The organism is Streptococcus sp. ZY19097 (genome assembly GCF_040731245.1).
Lineage (GTDB): Bacteria > Bacillota > Bacilli > Lactobacillales > Streptococcaceae > Streptococcus > Streptococcus orisratti.
This window is the reverse complement of record NZ_CP160400.1, coordinates 1,896,177-1,912,750: the sequence shown is the minus strand read 5'-3', so window position 1 is coordinate 1,912,750 and position 16,574 is coordinate 1,896,177. Positions and strand designations below refer to the sequence as shown.

The following is a 16,574-nucleotide window of genomic DNA, read 5'->3' as shown; positions in this document are numbered from 1 at the left end:
ACTAATTTTTGGTGAGGAGCCGCTACATCTGGTCCCCAAAGTGAAGGTCGTTTCGCCAAAAAGCATGCTAATACTCAGTTAAAATCAAAAATAGCGGAAGTCCAGTCTCTATCTACAATTGATTTGAGTTGATAAGCGGTTAAGGTTTGAATAACCTCTTGAAGTTTATCGATTACCTCATTTAAGGTCCTAAATACTTTATTCTTGAAACCAAGTTTACGAATCTCAGCCCAGACTTGCTCAATAGGATTCATTTCAGGTGTGTAGGGTGGAATGAAGGTAAATTCAATATTCTTAGGAATATTTAAGGTCTGAGATTTATGCCAGATGGCATTATCCATGACTAAAATAATATAATCTTCTGGATAAGCTGCCGATAGTTGGCGTAAAAATTCATTCATCCAATCACTATTACATCCGCCTGCTATGATGAAAAACGAGTCGCCTGTATGGGCATCCACAGCTCCATAACAATAGCGGTATTCACGAATGTGATGACTTGCTACGTGAGGACGATAACCTTTTGGAGACCAACACGAACCAAGTTTACTGATACGCCCAAAACCCGCCTCATCTTGATACATAAGGCGGATTTTTTGATATTCTTTTCCATCAATAAAGCGCTTACTCATTCTCTCCTCGAATAAAGATTTTATTTTTAGACGCTAAAATGGTTTCGGCGTCTGCTTTTTTCGGATGTTGGGGACGTGGGCTAACTTTACGCCAACCATGACGTTTCAGGAGAGCATAGAAACCTTCTCGGGTTGTCTTGTGCCCAACTCTCTCTTGATAAGCTTTAAAGAGGGTGTTAACGGTAACGAATTCTCCATTCAAAGAGGAAGAGAGTTGCTCTTTAAGGAAATCTTCTTCCTCCTCATGCGTCATATAGGAGCGGCGGCGACCACCACGATTCTCCTTTAAGAGAGCTTCTAAGCCACCACTTAGATAGCGATTTAATAAGTTGCGGACTGTCTGATGGACAAAGCCTACTGATTTAGCTACAGATGTTAAATTATGGCATTCAGAGTAGAGAATAAGGGCTTGAATTTTTCTATGATGCGGAGCATTATTTTTATCTTTAAGGGCTTGCTTTAATTCTTCGACTTGTGTTTGGGTAAGTTCTTTTGTCATAATACTATTATAACGCTATTTTTGATTTTTGTTAAGTATAATATGTTTGACTATTGGTATGAAATAGAACCAGAAGCTTTCTATAATCAGGTAGGGCCAGACACGGCTTCAAACTTTTATAATAGTTTTAGAGAAGACATCGCACTTATGAAAAAAGTCGGTCTCAATAGTTTGCGGACTTCTATTCAATGGTCGCGTTTGATTGATGATTTGGAGGCCAATACGGTAAATCCAGCAGCTGTTGATTTTTACAATCAAGTAATTGACTGTTTTATTGAAAATGGTATTCGACCTATCATTACCTTACACCATTTTGACTTACCAGTGGAACTTTATCACAAGTATGGTGGTTGGGAATCTCGCCATGTGGTTGATTTATTTGTTGGCTTTGCTGAGCAGGCATTTAGACTTTTTGGTAACCGTGTTAAGGATTGGACGACTCACAATGAACCAATGGTGGTGGTTGATGGCGAGTATCTCTACCAGTTTCATTATCCAAATCTTGTGGATGGTAAAAAAGCAGTTCAGGTCGCCTACAACCTCAATCTTGCATCAGCAAAAGCCATTGCCAAATATCGTGCACTTGGTTTAGACAAAGATGGCGGTCGAATTGGTATCGTTTTAAATTTGACACCAACCTATGCAGCTTCTGAATCAGCAGCTGATCAAGAAGCTGCGCGATTTGCGGAACTTTGGAATAATAAAATGTTTCTTGAGCCAGCAATTCATGGTCACTTCCCTGCGGAATTGGAAGATGTTCTAAGGAGAGATAAGGTCATTTGGCAGACGGCAGAAGAGGATAAGGAGATTTTCAAACGCAATACAGTTGATTTTCTTGGTGTCAATTTTTACCACCCAAATCGCGTAAAAGCTCCGGATATTGCACCAAATTCGGTAGGTGATTGGTTGCCGACCAGGTATTTTGATGATTACCAGACGCCAGGGCGCCGCATGAATATTGATAAAGGGTGGGAGATTTACCCGAAAGCAGTATATGACATCGCCATCAATATTCGAGACAATTATAAGAATATTCCATGGTACATTTCTGAAAATGGGATGGGTGTCTCAAGGGAAGAACGCTTCTTAGATGAGTCGGGGCAAATTCAAGATGATTACCGCATTGATTTTATTAAAGAGCATCTGGAGTGGTTACACAAAGGTATCGAAGAAGGATCAAATTGTTTTGGCTATCATCTTTGGACACCGATTGATTGCTGGTCATGAACTAATGCTTATCGAAATCGTTACGGCTTCATCTCAACTGATATCCACACACAAATCAAAACAATTAAAAAATCAGGACAATGGTTTAAAACTGTTACAACACAAAATGGTCTTTCGTAGGGACTGAGTTCAAGAGTTGGCATTTTAGACGCTACGAAAATTAAATTGATATAAAACCCACTAGAGTTTCACCTCCTGTTTTCAAGTACACTTCTGCTAAAGGAAGCTGATAAATGATTTTTATACGCTACCACGTTATTTTTCAGCAAAAGATTCATTTAATTTATACTAATACAATAACATAATAATTACTACTCAAAAATGTATATAACGAGGAAACTATGGCAAAAAAATTGACAAAAACAAGTGTTCTAGCAAGTGTTTTAGTAGCAGGTTGCATTCTCGGAGTACAAAAAGTTTATGCAGAGGAAACAACTACTAATACTATTGCAGTTAATCAATCAACAACTGAAGTGGGAGTCAGCAATCTCACGACAATACCAGCAACAGAAATGGCATCAGATACCACACCACAGACGGTGATAACGGAACAAGAAAGTTTAGACACTTTTTCTGAATTGGAAGGAACATTTTCTAGAACGAGTAAAGTCTTTATCTGGTTGGACGACATAAGAAGAACTGTCGGATGAGAGTTGTGAGATGAAAGACTCTAAGATTGTTTGAATAGACTGAACCATGGGAAAACTCCTTTTTGATTTTAGACTATCACTTTATTGAAAAAGCCCCTATCCAATAAAAATTGGAGTAGGGGCCTTAACTTAATGACATTGACCTTAAAGGTGCTTTTTGGTATCGAAAAATCAAAGTGATACGTCGCTGTCTTTACCTTGCCGTAATTCGGGATAACATGTGCTCGGTCTCACCTAGTTTGATTTTTTTGAGTGTTAGTTAACGTGGTTGAGGAGCCATAGTGCTGAGAATATTATAGCGTTTTTGTAGGTAATAACGTAGTCCAAAGGCAGCTGCTCCAATAATGAGGAGAACCAGAGCTGGTAATTGAGGGTTGAGAGTAGCAGGGAGCAGGCTAGCGGCAACGTAGATTAAAATCCAAGATAACATAGCTAGTAACAAGACACCAAATACTTTATACCAGCGAGGGCGTTCGCTCTTATCCTTGCCCATGTGACGATAAACCATATGGTAAGTGGCATACATGGCACCCCCACCAGCAAAACTAAGAGCAAAAATAGAAGTGATACCAGTTGTGACCGTTTTTGAGTTAAAGAAAATCAAAACAGCATTGAGTAAAGTAACTACGCCAAAAAATAGAAGTGAAGTATCAAGCCACATCAACCAAGGGTTGGTATTTTTTGACGAATTGGTAGTATCAACAGCCTCCCCTTCTTTTGGAGTGAAGGAAGCTGCCCAAACAGTTGGTGCTCCAAGTAATGTCCGTGCTGGAATTCCTTTTTTCTGTGCTTCTAAAATATTAGGAAGAGCTTCTTCCAAGATTATCTTGATTTCAGCATCTGATTTACCATCTTGTATCAATTGATGGGTAGCAATGTGGATAAATTCCTGATTTTTTTTGGTAAGATTTTGTAAATCCATAACGATTTCTCCTGTTTTATATTATTGAAGATAGTGACATTGACACTAATAATTATCTAGTTTAAAACACTTAAGGTATTTAGGCGGTTCTAATAAAAACTCTGTAGGGATGTCCTGTAACCCATTGGTTTATCTTTTATACTTGGACAGTTCAATTGCTAAACTCCCGTACGGTCCACAACTGGCTGTCTGTACTCAAAGCAATTTAAAAGAATGTACTGATACGTTAGAACCATTTCTTTCTAATGAAGTAAATAACAACGAAAGAGGAACCCAAAGTTGCAATGAGAACAATGAGCCAAAAAGCATTTGGCAAACCATTGAAAGGCATAGTGTTATCTTTGAAGTTCATACCGTAGGCAGAAAAAATAACGGTCGGAATATCTAAAGCCATAGTCATAAGTGCCAAGGTTTTCATAATGGTATTCTGGTTATTGCCAATGATAGCAGCTGATGTTTCAGTCATGGCATTAAGGACATTTTCATAAATACCAGCCATTTCGATGGCCTGTTGCGTTTCAATGAGAGTATCTTCCAGTAAGTCCTCATCTTCAATATATTTCTTGAGTGAGCTGGTGCTAGAAGACAATTTTTTGACAATGCGTTCGTTGAGCTTCAAAGAAGCTTTCAAATAGACGATAGATTTTTCCAACTCCATCATGTCAATCAGTTGCTCATTTTTTGTAGCATTTTCAAGTTGAGCTTCAATCTTATCACTCTGTCTGTCAATAGTCCGAAGAGCTGTCAAGAAGAGTTCAGCATTGCGGTAGAGCAATTGAAAAACAAAGCGTGTTTTCATAAAGGTATAAAAATTCCTTACACGGCGTTTGTAGAAATTATCAAAGAGCGTTAATTCTTGCAAACAAGTTGTGATGACCGCATTCTCTGTGACGATAATTCCTAAAGGAATAGTGACATAATAACTTTTGTTATTTCTTTCTTCGTAGGTTGGGACATCTACAATGATAAGGGTATAGTCATCTTCAACCGTAATACGAGAGGTTTCTTCAACGTCCAAAGGCGCGCGTAAGTCAGTGATGTCAATATTAAACTGTTCTGAAATGATGATTGATTCTTCCTGGGAGGGGTTGACCAGATTAATCCAAGCGCCGGGCTCGAAGGTTTCGATTTCTTTGAATTCTAGTGCTGTTGATAGAAACATTTGTTTCATGAGCGTCCCTCCTTCTGGAAAACTTTTTTACAAAATGGCAGAGCGGTCTGTTTACAGTCGCTTTCATGGACAATTTTGCATACTGTTTTATTATACTACATTTCTCAGTTTTTTGGGACAACGAATGGAAGAAATTTTGTTATAATAAGAAATATGAATGACTCTATGACTATCAATAATGTAGAGTAGGAAACTGTATTTGAATGGAATGCTAACTTCCTGTTTAACGCCCTTCGTATCATAGAGCGGATTAGAACACGCCCTAAAAACTTGGGATCTAGATAAATCAGTCTGTGTGAATGCATGCAGTTCTGCTTTTCTAAAATTAAATTGTTTTTGATGGACTTTGTATCCTTAGAAAGGAATTGAACTCGGGCTAAACCCTCAGAAAAAAAGATAACTGGTCTTGAAAATCAAGATTTTCGGAATAGTTCCTATCTTTCTATCGAATGTTACGCCTTAGTATCTGATATTATGCAAGATAAGTTAATTATTCATGGAGCGAGAGCCCATAATTTAAAAAATATTGATGTGGAAATTCCACGTGATAAATTGGTTGTGGTAACGGGCTTGTCTGGTTCAGGCAAGTCTTCACTGGCTTTTGATACTATTTACGCAGAAGGTCAACGTCGTTACGTTGAAAGTTTGTCGGCTTATGCCCGTATGTTTTTGGGAAATATGGAAAAGCCAGACGTGGATTCCATTGATGGCCTCAGCCCAGCTATTTCCATTGACCAAAAGACCACCAGTAAAAATCCTCGTTCAACCGTAGGGACAACGACAGAAATTAATGATTATTTGCGTCTGTTATATGCTCGCGTAGGAACACCGTATTGTATCAATGGTCACGGGGCAATTACAGCCTCTTCTGTTGAGCAAATTGTAGATCAGGTCTTGGAGTTGCCAGAGCGCACTCGGATGCAAATTTTGGCACCAGTTATTCGCCGTAAAAAAGGGCAGCACAAGACCATCATCGATAAAATCCAAAAAGATGGCTATGTTCGTGTGCGTGTGGATGGTGATATTTTTGATGTGGCGGAAGTGCCCGAACTCTCCAAGACAAAGATGCATAATATCGAAATAGTGGTGGATCGTCTCGTTAATAAAGAAGGCATTCGCTCACGTCTTTTTGACTCTGTTGAAGCTGCTCTGCGACTAGGGGATGGCTACGTCATTATTGATACAATGGATGGTAAAGAGCTGCTTTTTTCTGAGCATTATTCCTGTCCTGTCTGTGGCTTCACTGTGCCTGAGTTGGAACCTCGTCTTTTTTCTTTTAATGCGCCTTTTGGCTCTTGTTCAACTTGCGATGGTTTAGGGGTGAAATTGGAAGTTGACTTAGATTTGGTAATCCCTGACCGAACCAAATCCCTACGTGAAGGAGCTTTAGTTCCTTGGAATCCCATTTCGTCTAACTATTACCCTGCCATGCTAGAGCAGGCCATGACTGCATTCAACATTGATATGGATACACCTTTTGAAAACCTGACCGAAGAGGAACAAAACTTGATTCTTTATGGGTCAGGTGACCGTGAGTTTCATTTTCACTACGTCAATGATTTTGGTGGTGAACGCAATATTGATCTGCCCTTTGAAGGACTTGTGACCAATATTAGCCGCCGCTATCATGAAACCAATAGCGATTTTACGCGAAATGTCATGCGTGGATACATGAATGAGTTGCCATGTGCTACCTGTCACGGCTACCGCCTCAACGATCAGGCGCTTTGTGTCCGTGTTGGAGGAGAAAAGGGACTCAATATTGGGGAACTCTCTGACTTGTCTATTGCCGATCATTTGGAACTTCTTAGTCAGATTCATCTGTCCGAAAATGAGAAAACCATTGCAACACCAATTATCAAAGAAATCAGGGATCGCTTGACCTTTCTCAATAATGTGGGTCTAAATTACTTAACTTTGTCACGTTCAGCTGGGACACTCTCTGGTGGGGAAAGTCAGCGGATTCGTTTGGCTACTCAGATTGGATCAAACTTATCTGGTGTTCTTTATATCTTGGACGAACCCTCCATTGGTTTGCATCAGCGTGACAACGATCGTTTGATTGACAGCCTGAAAAAAATGCGGGATTTAGGCAATACCTTGATTGTTGTTGAGCATGATGAAGATACCATGATGCAGGCAGACTGGCTCATTGATGTGGGACCAGGAGCGGGTCAGTTTGGTGGTGAAATCATTGCCTCAGGAACGCCAAAACAAGTGGCAAAAAATAGAAAATCTATTACTGGTCAATATTTGTCAGGGAAAAAATACATTCCTGTGCCAAGTGAGCGTCGTCAGGGTAACGGCCATTTCTTAGAAATCAAAGGAGCTGCTGAAAATAATTTACAAAATCTGGATGTCAAATTCCCACTAGGAAAATTTATTGCTGTAACTGGTGTGTCTGGCTCTGGTAAGTCAACTTTAATTAACAGTATTTTGAAAAAAGCAGTAGCGCAAAAACTTAACCGCAATTCCGCCAAACCTGGGAAATATCGGAGCATTGAGGGGATTGAGTATGTGGATCGCCTAATCGATATTGACCAAAGTCCTATTGGACGAACACCACGTTCTAACCCTGCCACCTATACTGGCGTTTTTGACGATATTCGTGATCTCTTTGCCAAAACAAACGAAGCCAAGATTCGTGGCTACAAAAAAGGCCGATTCTCCTTCAACGTTAAGGGTGGCCGTTGTGAAGCTTGCTCAGGTGATGGTATTATCAAGATTGAAATGCACTTTCTACCTGATGTCTATGTGCCTTGTGAGGTTTGTCACGGAACTCGCTATAATTCGGAGACACTTGAGGTGCATTACAAGGAAAAAAATATTGCTGAAATTCTTGACATGACGGTTAATGATGCGGTTGATTTCTTTGCAGCGATTCCTAAAATTGCCCGTAAATTGCAGACTATCAAGGATGTTGGTTTGGGTTACGTCACACTAGGACAACCAGCCACGACCTTGTCTGGCGGTGAAGCACAGCGTATGAAATTAGCCAGTGAGCTCCACAAGCGCTCAACTGGTAAGAGTTTATATATTCTTGATGAACCAACAACTGGCCTCCATACCGATGACATCGCTCGTTTGTTGCAAGTTCTGAATCGTTTTGTGGATGAAGGCAACACTGTGCTTGTCATCGAGCACAATTTAGATGTGATTAAGACAGCAGACCATATCATTGATTTGGGACCAGAAGGTGGTGTCGGTGGAGGTACTCTTGTAGCTACAGGAAGCCCTGAGGAAGTCGTCCAAGTCAAGGAATCCTATACAGGTCAATATTTGAAAGCTAAGTTGCAATAAACTAGTAAGGAAATCAGTAAAAAACAATCTAGAGGAGAGGGAGAATTACTAATTTTCTAACCATTTGATTTTTGGGTTTTACTTTATCTAGCTAGATTTACAGCGCTTATTTTACGACTGTTGAAATTTATTTATTACTCTTTGAAAATCAAGTTCAGACATTATTAACTTGATTTGTTTTAGTTAATAGCACCGCCAAACTTGACATTGAGCTTTATTGAGGAAAGTTTTAGTTTTTTGTGGTAAACTAAAAACCTGTATTCACAAACGAAGCGCTTATAGATATAGTCATTTAGTTTATCTTTGATTACTTCGACGTAAGAGGAAACTCTGTTTCCTTATTTCCAACTTCAAACACTCCACTGGATTGTTTGAACTCGCTTTGCCGTACTTTACGAAAGTCACTTGCTTTGCATGTCTTATTTCCAACCTAGAACAGCCTAAAGGCTGTTCTAGCAACCTGCAGCTCGTTGCCTTGTACTAAAAGCAAACTAAAAGACTATAAGAGATAGTTTTTCGCTAATCAAGGCAGTTTTTTGAGAGAATACTGACTGTATTTTGAAAAAACTAAGGATGAGTAGCTGAAAAATTAGCCTTAGATAGAAGTGCTGAACTGTGAATACAGGTTCTAAGCCTAATCAAAATGAAAGGACGGTACAGACTGATGAAAAATACAATTAAAATCATTGCCTATAATCTCAGCTGTAAGGCTGCCCTTGTTTTCGGGATGCTAACAATAGATTTATTGGCCATATAGTATAGAAAAAAGCTTTTGGAATCTTTATCCAGAAGCTTTTCTTGTTCTACTCGCTTAGAATCAGAGCACAAGATTTTAAGTTCAGCAATAAAATAACTCATCATTTTATTGCTTTATTGCTAATTGTCTAGGGCTGATAGGGGAAATGGAGTTTTCAGATATTGAAAATAACGAAAGGTTAGCTCAACTTCAGACTTTATTTATACTCTTCGAAAATGAAACGCTTGACTTAAAGTTAACTCCAAGGTTTATACTAGACATAGAATAACTTAAGGAGGAAACAGGTTTGAAAAAAGTACTCATGATTTATTTTTCGATGACTGGAACAACTCGTAATGTCGCTCAGTCAATTTCAGATTTAATCAATGCAGATATTTATCAAATAGAAGCTGAGCACCCCTATACGAGGGCAGATTTGGATTGGACAATAGCAGACAGTCGAGCAAATCGGGAGCAAAATACCGAAATAGCCCGTCCAGCATACAAGGGAAAACTACCAGATGTATCACGTTATGATACGATTATTATTGGTCATCCGATTTGGTGGGGGATTCCACCAAAGATTGTTCATACGGTTTTGGATGATCTTGATTTGACTGGGAAAAATTTAGTTTCCTTTGCAACTTCTGGAGGTTCTAGTTATTATGATTCACAAAAAATGATGGAAAAATGGACTGGGCATAAGCTGCCAAAAGGTCACGTTCTTAATCATTTGACCGATGTTAAAAGCTGGCTAGCTAGTCTAGAATTCTTAGGCGACTAATAAACGCAGTAGCGATTATTAGTGGTCTAATAGGGAAAGGAAATGTAATGAATATCAAAAAAGTAAGTGAATTAACAGGTGTATCGGCTGATACCATCCGCTATTATGAGCGAATTGGTTTGCTGCCACACATTACCCGTAATCAATCTGGTATTCGTGATTTTACGGAGCGTGAAATTGGGATTTTAGAATTTGTTCGATGCTTTAGAAAAGCAGGCATGAGCGTTGAATCTCTAATCGAATATATTAACCTGCTAGTGGAGGGCGAGGGGACAGAAGAAGCAAGACTAGCGCTCTTGATCGAGCAACGCGATGAGTTAGTTTCACGAATTGATGAACTTAATCAAGCACGGGAACGTCTTGATTTTAAAATTAACAACTACCAAAACATGATTAAAAAGCGTGAAAAGGAATTGTTTACAGAAAGTGAGGAAAAATGATGGAAACAGTAACCTTATCAAATGGTGTTAAAATGCCAATTTTAGGCTTTGGAGTTTTTCAAATACCAGATTTAGGAGAATGCGAGCGGGTGGTGTCTGAAGCTATCGAGGTGGGTTATCGCCTAATTGATACAGCGCAGGCTTATGGTAATGAAGAAGCTGTCGGCAAGGCTGTTCAAAAATCTGGTCTACCACGCGAAGACTTCTTTATCACAACTAAGGTTTGGATTTCGAACGCAGGCTATGAAAAAGCTAAAGCTTCTCTGGACGAATCGTTGCGCAAATTGCAGATGGACTACATTGATTTAGTCTTAATTCATCAACCTTTTGGAGACTATTATGGAACTTGGCGTGCTCTGGAAGAATATTACAAGGCTGGTAAAATTAGAGCTATCGGAGTCAGCAATTTTTATCCAGATCGCCTCGTTGATTTGGCAAGTTTTAATGCTATCCTTCCTATGGTTAATCAAGTAGAGACCCATGTGTTTAATCAACAGATTGAAGCGAAGAAAGTTAGTGATGAATATGGCATTCAGCTGGAATCATGGGGACCTTTTGCTGAAGGTAAAAATGATTTCTTTACCAATCCTATTTTGACCACTATTGGTGCTAAATACGGTAAGAGTGCTGCTCAGGTTGGATTGCGCTATCTTATTCAGCGTGGTATTGTGGTCATTCCAAAAACCGTTCATCAAGAACGCATGAGACAAAACTTTGATGTTTTTGATTTTAATTTAAGTGATGAGGATATGGCAGAAATTTTAACTTTAGATCAAGGGGAAAGTCTCTTTATCAATCACTATAATCCCGAAACGATCAAGTCTTTGTCGCGTTATAAAGTTTAAAAGGAGGAGTTATGATGGCAAATTTTGAAGAACTAAAAGAAGCAGGTATTTTTCCAATTGGTAGCAAAAACGATGCCTATGCTAATGTTTTCACAGGTCAATCTTATTTGAATCTGTTAGCGCAGGCACCCGATGGCCATTTTGGAGTTGGCAATGTCACTTTTGAGCCTGGCTGCCGTAACCATTGGCATGCTCATGTGGGAGGTTATCAAATCCTCTTAGTTACAGGTGGACAAGGTCTTTATCAAGAAGAAGGCAAAGCTGCGCAATTATTGAAACAAGGTGATGTCATTGTCACCCATGATGGTGTTAAACACTGGCATGGAGCAACCGCAGATTCATGGTTTAGCCATGTTGCCATCACTACAGGTAGAGCCGAGTGGTATGAAGCTGTTAGTGATGAACAATACACTAAAGCTAATCAAGAAGCTAATATTCTTTGAAAGTCAACTTCTGACGTTCTTAACTTAATTTGATGAATACAGTTCTAACAGTGTCTTGCTAATACGAGCTGTATTTGTTTTATTTCCAACCTTCAATAGTCTAGTCTCAGGCTGTTGGAGCAAATCTGATTTTAATTTTATTGACTATAAGTAGAAATTGAGCCTTGGCTCATTTAAGAAAGAAGGAGAACTTATGACAATCAAACAAACAGCCGGACGTGACCAATTAGGAAATTTTGCTCCTGACTTTGCTCACTATAATGATGATGTCCTATTTGGTGAAAATTGGAACAATCAAGATATTGATTTGAAAACCCGTTGTATCATTACCGTTGTGGCTTTGATGGCATCGGGCATGACGGATTCATCTCTAGAGTATCATTTACAAAATGCCAAAAGTAATGGGGTAACCAAGGAAGAAATCACTGCGGTTATTACCCATGTTGCCTTCTATGCAGGGTGGCCAAAAGCTTGGGCAACCTTTAATCTTGCTAAAAACATCTGGACGGACTAATTTTTTTGAAAATCAGATTCAGATGTCGCTGATTTGGTGAACTTTAATTTTATCTATCAGTATCACCTAGTCTGATTTTTCATTTCCATTGATTAGAGTACAGTTCACCATAATCTGATAGTTTATTGGTGGAATCAAGACATTGATTTGCCAAAAACATAACATTAGAACCTGTATTCACAAGTAAGATGCTTTTATCTAAGAGATCGTTTTTCGCTAATCAAGGCAGTTTTTTGAGAGAATACTGACTGTATTTTGAAAAAAACTAACGATGAGTAGCTAAAAAACTAGCCTTAGTATAGAAGTATTGAACTGTGAATACAGGTTCTATTATTTGAAATTTGACATGACAGCCCCTCAGTTTGAGAATTATTCACTCCAGCTCAAAGTTTACTTTTCGCATTTTTTTGCCCATCCATCGCGCATAATTTCGGAAATTGCGGCGGATGCTTGCCTGATGTTTTTGAGATATTTTTTGCTTAGCTTGGACTTCAAAGTCAATAGCAGAACCTTTGACAGACATAGACCAAGTGGCTCTTAATTGACCTTTTATCAGTATTAAGGCTGAAATTTGCCCTGCTTTTTTCCAAATGAGCGGCTGATCATCGGGAGCAATTAAAAGTTCTTTGTATTTATAAGAAACAAGGAGTGGATCAAATTTTCCTAAGATGAGGAGTTCAGGGATGTTTGCACCGTTTTGCCAAACCTTGTAGTAATAGCTTCTACCGAAGTAATCAAAAGACCTAAGATTATGCAATTCACGATGGTCAAGGCATGTCTGACTGATACCGAAAAAATGAGCAGCATCTGCCAGACTTGCCGGCCCGTAGAAAGTAAAATAGGCTTCTAGAAGATTTCTAGACAATTGTGGCGAGGATGCCGACTTCTGATTGGACCAGCAAACGAGGCGGTCTTTAGGAAGCCACTTTTGGTATAGACTACCCTGACGAGAATTATAAAGGAAAAGAGCACTCCAGTTAAAGAGTTTTGCCCACCGTTTGCCATAAATGTCTACTAATTGGCTACGGGTTTGCGGTTGACTAAGATAGCTTTTGAGTTGCTGACTTTCTTCTAGGAGGTTGAGATTTTCATCCTGAAAATATGAAACCACCCAAAGTTTCTCTCTTGCCAAAAAATGACAGATGCTCTGCCACGTTTCAAATTCGTAAAAATGATAGGTCTGGCGCTGTCCCCATGCCAAGATGCTGTCAGCGATACTGTTCTCAATACGATCATACTTGGTCAAATTCATCCGATTAGCAATGTTAAAAAGACCGTGATTAAGATACTGAGCTTGAATACCAAGTGAGTCTTGAAGAAGCTGATTGATTTCTTGATAGGGCTCGATAAAGCCTTGGTTGTAAAAGCGCTGAGCTAAGATATCTAACCTAGTAATGTTTTTCATAATTATCCTCAAAATAACTATTTTCAAACTCGTCTTGCTACTTTTCATCTAGCTTTGATGAGTGGAACTTCTAGTTTACAATTACAATGCATAAGTGCTGAGTTCATTATATCATGTTTGACAACTAACAGAAAAAAGAATTCTGGATTTAGAGCAATGCGTTATGTTAAACCTCTGACCGATAATATAATTATTCCCATATGTAAATGTTATGACATGTAAAATATGATACAATAATGTTGTGAGCGGTTTCTAAAATAGGAGGGGTAAAATGTCATATAAAATTGCTATAGAAGTTAAGAATTTATCGAAGAATTTTTTATTGGCTAATAATCAGTCTTTATCTATTTTGAAAAATATTTCTATGAAAGCTGAGTATGGAGAATTTATAAGTATACTTGGTGTCAGTGGTTCTGGAAAATCAACACTTTTAAAATGCATGTCTAGTTTATTAGTACCAAGCTCTGGAAGCGTGGAAATTAACTCTGTTAACCCATATAAGTTACGTAATAATAAGTTAGCAAAATTGCGACGTGAGGATATTTCATTTATTTTTCAATCGTATAACCTTGTTCCTGCCTTGCCCGTAGTTGAAAATATTCTACTACCATTTAGATTGTCTCATAAAAGAATTCAAATAGAGAAGATAGAAAAACTCTTGGAACAAATGAATTTCAATGCTGATATTCATTCTTTTGTTGGCACCTTGTCTGGTGGCGAGAAACAGAAAGTGGCTATTGCACGTGCGATATTGACTGATAGTAATATTATTTTCGCTGATGAACCGACAGGAGCTTTGGATAGCAGTTCTAGACAGATTATTTTTGATTTACTAAGAGATTTAGCCAATCAAGGGAAATGTATTGTGATGGTTACGCATGATATAGAGTTAGCTTCATATACTGATAGGGCGCTCATTTTAAAAGATGGGGAAATTGATACGGAATTTTATAAACCATCAGCTGAAGATTTATATGTGGCATTGGAAACTAACTTGAATCAAAAATTATAGGAGGTTACAATGCTAAGATTAATCTATTATCAATTTAATTATAGTAAAAGACAGTGGTTAGGGACTGTTCCAGTCTTGCTGGTATCTAGTTTAATTATTGGTATTTCTTTGATAGGTATCAATAGTGCACGAAGTATATCAACTAATGCTACACAGCTTTTCCAAATGTTTATATTTTTTGGTGGAGTAACATTGTTTTTATTGATATCAAATCTGATTCATTTTTTGCTTGATATTTTTAAGCAAGACTATAAGTTATGGACAATCAGTGGTGCAAACCAAACTCAACTCTCCTTTTTAATAGCGGGTCAATTGGTGATTACTTCCTTATTTGCCAGTCTCATAGGAAATCTATTTGCAATTCCCTTGACGTCTTACTACTATCATTTTTTACAACAGTTTGTAGGAAGTGAAGACCTGCCAAACTTGGTTATATCAGTTGATATAAAGACCTTTTTATTGAGTTTTATAACTGTCCCACTTATATCTGGAATAGGAAGCTATTATTATGCAAGGCAAATTTTAAAAAGGAACGCGCTATTTGAAGAGGTTAGTGATAAAAAATTAACGTTATCAAAAATAGTAAAATTTGTATTGTCAACGATATTAGTTACAATTTGGATTATCTGCATTTATTTTATATTTTTGGGTAAAAACTCAACTACTTATGACATTACAATAAAATCTAGTTTAACTTTATTACTACTTATTATTCATTTGTTAGTTATTCAAGCTATAAGTCCTAGTCTCCAGTCCAATTTAATAAGAATAGGCTTAAAATGGTGTCTAGGGCATCATTACGCTTCGGTTTTGGCAAGTTGGAATATTTTATATAAACCTATGTATTTTAAAGGTTTACAGACTTCAATGACGATGGGGGTTACGTTAATATCTGGTTTTTTGTTATTTGTTCAAAATGCTTTTGTAGGAAATAAGGCTGATAGCATTGTAGAAGCTAAGGTTTCTTTTGTAGCTTATATGTTATCTCCTATTATTTTAATTTTAGTCAATGTCATTTCCCTAACTATTTTGGACTCTGAACAAGATATGAGAGATATGGAACAATTGGAAACTTTAGGAGTTTCAAAGAGGCATCTGTTATGGATTTCGGTGATAGAAGGTCTCCTACATACTTTTCTAATCTGTATGGTTTCATTTCTATTTAATATTATTATCCTTGGAGTAGTTAATAAAGTTGTTCATATAATGAATATGGATTTAAAGACGGTGGAAAGCTTATGGTTACCAAGTCTGATTATCTCTCTTATTTTATTTAGCTTTATAGTTGTGACTAAGATAAGCTATCGCGTGTTACGGTGAATCACTGCATTTTCTGCCACGTTAGGGTATAATAATATAAAATTTTAAAAGGAGTGAGGATATGGGACTTTTTTCAGGGTTGATTGGAAATGCATCGCAAAAGGATACCGACAAGGTAGAGCGCCAGTTGGAAGATATTTTGGTGCCAGGTGAGCAGGTAGAGTTGGCCTTTGTGCTGATTCGGGATTTGATTGTTTTTACAGAAAAACGGTTGATTTTGGTAGATAAACAGGGAGTGACGGGCAAGAAAACTTCTTACAAATCTATTCCTTATCGTTCAATTTCACGTTTTACTGTAGAAACTTCAGGACATTTTGATCTTGATGCAGAACTTAAAATTTGGGTATCTTCTGCTATGGAGCCTGCAGAAATATTGCAGTTTAAGAGTGATGACAATGTGGTTGAAATTCAGCAAGCATTAGCAGCCGCAGTTTTGAGATAATTTGGAGGTTTGAGGTGAGCGTGCCTCAAACCTATTTTTTGTTGTGAATTTGATGACCTTCAGTTATATCTCTATATTGCTTGTATAAACTATTTTATAGTCTTTTGGTTTGCTTTTAGTACTAGGCAACGAGCTGTAGGTTGCTAGAACAGCCTTTAGGCTGTTCTAGGTTGGAAATAAGAATAAGACATGCGAAGCAAGTGACTTTCGTAAAGTACGGCAAAGTGAGTTC

General features: G+C 38.0%; 13 protein-coding genes and 2 pseudogenes. 11 read left to right on the top strand and 4 right to left on the bottom strand.

The window, feature by feature from the left end; translation table 11 throughout:
- Nucleotides 1-74: 74 nt before the first annotated feature.
- Nucleotides 75-1,131: pseudogene (locus ABZ559_RS09515) on the bottom strand (IS630 family transposase).
- Between the two features lie 39 nt (nucleotides 1,132-1,170).
- On the opposite strand from ABZ559_RS09515, the pseudogene ABZ559_RS09510 reads away from it, so the two are divergent.
- Nucleotides 1,171-2,478 (top strand): annotated as a pseudogene (locus ABZ559_RS09510) (glycoside hydrolase family 1 protein); the annotation flags it as partial.
- A 221-nt stretch (nucleotides 2,479-2,699) separates the two neighbouring features.
- Nucleotides 2,700-3,008, top strand: coding sequence for a hypothetical protein (locus tag ABZ559_RS09505; protein WP_367006151.1), 309 nt, complete (start codon nucleotides 2,700-2,702; stop codon nucleotides 3,006-3,008).
- 259 nt (nucleotides 3,009-3,267) lie between these two features.
- On the opposite strand, the gene ABZ559_RS09500 is transcribed toward ABZ559_RS09505, so the two are convergent.
- On the bottom strand, nucleotides 3,268-3,930 hold the full coding sequence (locus ABZ559_RS09500) for a DUF1129 family protein (protein ID WP_367006150.1): 663 nt from the start codon (nucleotides 3,928-3,930) through the stop codon (nucleotides 3,268-3,270).
- A 226-nt stretch (nucleotides 3,931-4,156) separates the two neighbouring features.
- On the bottom strand, nucleotides 4,157-5,101 hold the full coding sequence (locus ABZ559_RS09495) for a magnesium transporter CorA family protein (RefSeq protein ID WP_367006148.1): 945 nt from the start codon (nucleotides 5,099-5,101) through the stop codon (nucleotides 4,157-4,159).
- 474 nt (nucleotides 5,102-5,575) lie between these two features.
- Here ABZ559_RS09495 and uvrA point away from each other — a divergent pair, with 474 nt between their 5' ends.
- The 6 genes from uvrA (at nucleotide 5,576) to ABZ559_RS09465 (ending at nucleotide 12,163) form a co-directional block, all read left to right on the top strand.
- On the top strand, nucleotides 5,576-8,401 hold the full coding sequence (uvrA, locus tag ABZ559_RS09490; RefSeq protein ID WP_367006146.1) for an excinuclease ABC subunit UvrA: 2,826 nt from the start codon (nucleotides 5,576-5,578) through the stop codon (nucleotides 8,399-8,401).
- A gap of 1,043 nt (nucleotides 8,402-9,444) precedes the next feature.
- A complete protein-coding gene (locus ABZ559_RS09485; RefSeq protein WP_277291318.1) occupies nucleotides 9,445-9,921 on the top strand; it encodes a flavodoxin in 477 nt (158 codons plus the stop codon).
- Nucleotides 9,922-9,968: 47 nt separating this feature from the next.
- Nucleotides 9,969-10,361, top strand: a complete 393-nt coding sequence (gene nmlR, locus ABZ559_RS09480; RefSeq protein WP_018375745.1) for a stress response transcriptional regulator NmlR — start codon at nucleotides 9,969-9,971, stop codon at nucleotides 10,359-10,361.
- Nucleotides 10,361-11,206, top strand: coding sequence for an aldo/keto reductase (locus tag ABZ559_RS09475; protein ID WP_277291319.1), 846 nt, complete (start codon nucleotides 10,361-10,363; stop codon nucleotides 11,204-11,206). The genes nmlR and ABZ559_RS09475 overlap by 1 nt, the downstream gene beginning before the upstream one ends.
- 11 nt (nucleotides 11,207-11,217) lie before the next feature.
- Nucleotides 11,218-11,649 carry a cupin domain-containing protein gene (locus ABZ559_RS09470; RefSeq protein WP_273414882.1) on the top strand — a complete coding sequence of 144 codons (432 nt, stop codon included), beginning with the start codon at nucleotides 11,218-11,220 and terminating at the stop codon, nucleotides 11,647-11,649.
- A 193-nt stretch (nucleotides 11,650-11,842) separates the two neighbouring features.
- Nucleotides 11,843-12,163, top strand: coding sequence for a carboxymuconolactone decarboxylase family protein (locus ABZ559_RS09465; RefSeq protein ID WP_018375748.1), 321 nt, complete (start codon nucleotides 11,843-11,845; stop codon nucleotides 12,161-12,163).
- A gap of 373 nt (nucleotides 12,164-12,536) precedes the next feature.
- Here the strand turns inward: ABZ559_RS09465 and ABZ559_RS09460 are convergent, their stop codons facing one another.
- The gene (locus ABZ559_RS09460) at nucleotides 12,537-13,568 is read right to left on the bottom strand and encodes a crosslink repair DNA glycosylase YcaQ family protein (protein ID WP_018375749.1); all 1,032 of its coding nucleotides are present in this window, start codon (nucleotides 13,566-13,568) and stop codon (nucleotides 12,537-12,539) included.
- Between the two features lie 271 nt (nucleotides 13,569-13,839).
- On the opposite strand from ABZ559_RS09460, the gene ABZ559_RS09455 reads away from it, so the two are divergent.
- The 3 genes from ABZ559_RS09455 (at nucleotide 13,840) to ABZ559_RS09445 (ending at nucleotide 16,342) form a co-directional block, all read left to right on the top strand.
- Nucleotides 13,840-14,580, top strand: coding sequence for an ABC transporter ATP-binding protein (locus ABZ559_RS09455; protein ID WP_277291315.1), 741 nt, complete (start codon nucleotides 13,840-13,842; stop codon nucleotides 14,578-14,580).
- A gap of 9 nt (nucleotides 14,581-14,589) precedes the next feature.
- Nucleotides 14,590-15,900, top strand: coding sequence for an FtsX-like permease family protein (locus ABZ559_RS09450; RefSeq protein ID WP_367006143.1), 1,311 nt, complete (start codon nucleotides 14,590-14,592; stop codon nucleotides 15,898-15,900).
- Between the two features lie 61 nt (nucleotides 15,901-15,961).
- On the top strand, nucleotides 15,962-16,342 hold the full coding sequence (locus ABZ559_RS09445; protein WP_367006141.1) for a PH domain-containing protein: 381 nt from the start codon (nucleotides 15,962-15,964) through the stop codon (nucleotides 16,340-16,342).
- The last annotated feature ends 232 nt before the right edge of the window (nucleotides 16,343-16,574 follow it).

Coding starts and splice junctions, on each gene's coding strand:
- ABZ559_RS09455 (WP_277291315.1), top strand. CDS start 13,840: ATGTCATATAAAATTGCTATAGAAGTTAAGAATTTATCGAAGAATTTT.
- ABZ559_RS09470 (WP_273414882.1), top strand. CDS start 11,218: ATGATGGCAAATTTTGAAGAACTAAAAGAAGCAGGTATTTTTCCAATT.
- ABZ559_RS09505 (WP_367006151.1), top strand. CDS start 2,700: ATGGCAAAAAAATTGACAAAAACAAGTGTTCTAGCAAGTGTTTTAGTA.
- ABZ559_RS09465 (WP_018375748.1), top strand. CDS start 11,843: ATGACAATCAAACAAACAGCCGGACGTGACCAATTAGGAAATTTTGCT.
- nmlR (WP_018375745.1), top strand. CDS start 9,969: ATGAATATCAAAAAAGTAAGTGAATTAACAGGTGTATCGGCTGATACC.
- ABZ559_RS09460 (WP_018375749.1), bottom strand. CDS start 13,568: ATGAAAAACATTACTAGGTTAGATATCTTAGCTCAGCGCTTTTACAAC.
- ABZ559_RS09500 (WP_367006150.1), bottom strand. CDS start 3,930: ATGGATTTACAAAATCTTACCAAAAAAAATCAGGAATTTATCCACATT.
- ABZ559_RS09445 (WP_367006141.1), top strand. CDS start 15,962: ATGGGACTTTTTTCAGGGTTGATTGGAAATGCATCGCAAAAGGATACC.
- uvrA (WP_367006146.1), top strand. CDS start 5,576: ATGCAAGATAAGTTAATTATTCATGGAGCGAGAGCCCATAATTTAAAA.
- ABZ559_RS09495 (WP_367006148.1), bottom strand. CDS start 5,101: ATGAAACAAATGTTTCTATCAACAGCACTAGAATTCAAAGAAATCGAA.
- ABZ559_RS09450 (WP_367006143.1), top strand. CDS start 14,590: ATGCTAAGATTAATCTATTATCAATTTAATTATAGTAAAAGACAGTGG.
- ABZ559_RS09475 (WP_277291319.1), top strand. CDS start 10,361: ATGGAAACAGTAACCTTATCAAATGGTGTTAAAATGCCAATTTTAGGC.